Source organism: Macrococcus lamae (assembly GCF_004359545.1).
Lineage (GTDB): Bacteria > Bacillota > Bacilli > Staphylococcales > Staphylococcaceae > Macrococcus > Macrococcus lamae.
In genome coordinates, this window is the sequence record NZ_SCWB01000044.1 from 1 (window position 1) to 469 (window position 469).

Genomic DNA, 469 nt, shown 5'->3' on the forward strand with positions numbered 1-469 from the left:
TCCTTTATATGGTGATTCAACGTTAAGACAATTAGAACTTGAAAGTTACAAAATAGAGTTTGTGCATCCCTTGACTAAGGAAGTCATTTCCGTTTCTTTGGATGACTAATTTGATTAGTTTTGCATGATATTTAAACATGCAATACCGCATTGTAACTAGATCAAGTATCAACTTAAATCGGATAGATGGAAAATTATTAATTTTTTCAGATGTTCGGTTTTTTGTTTTTTACGATGCTTAGGATTTTATATTTTGATATTTTAGTAATTATTCATTTTATAACATCCTTGGATAATAACTTGTAGTCTTTTTCAACTGCGTTACGTGTATCTATGGACAATACATGACATCATAAGATTTTTATCACAGGTTGTTTGGCCAATACATGTACAACAATTCATCATATAAAAAATAGGTTCTATAATAAAACGGACTCCATGAAAAGTTTTTTCTTTCACGGCTCTATAT

Annotated in this window: 1 pseudogene; it reads left to right on the forward strand. The window is 29.2% G+C overall.

Annotation, left to right across the window (positions count from 1 at the left end):
* Positions 1-109: pseudogene (locus ERX29_RS10795) on the forward strand (RluA family pseudouridine synthase); the annotation flags it as partial.
* Between the last annotated feature and the right edge of the window lie 360 nt (positions 110-469).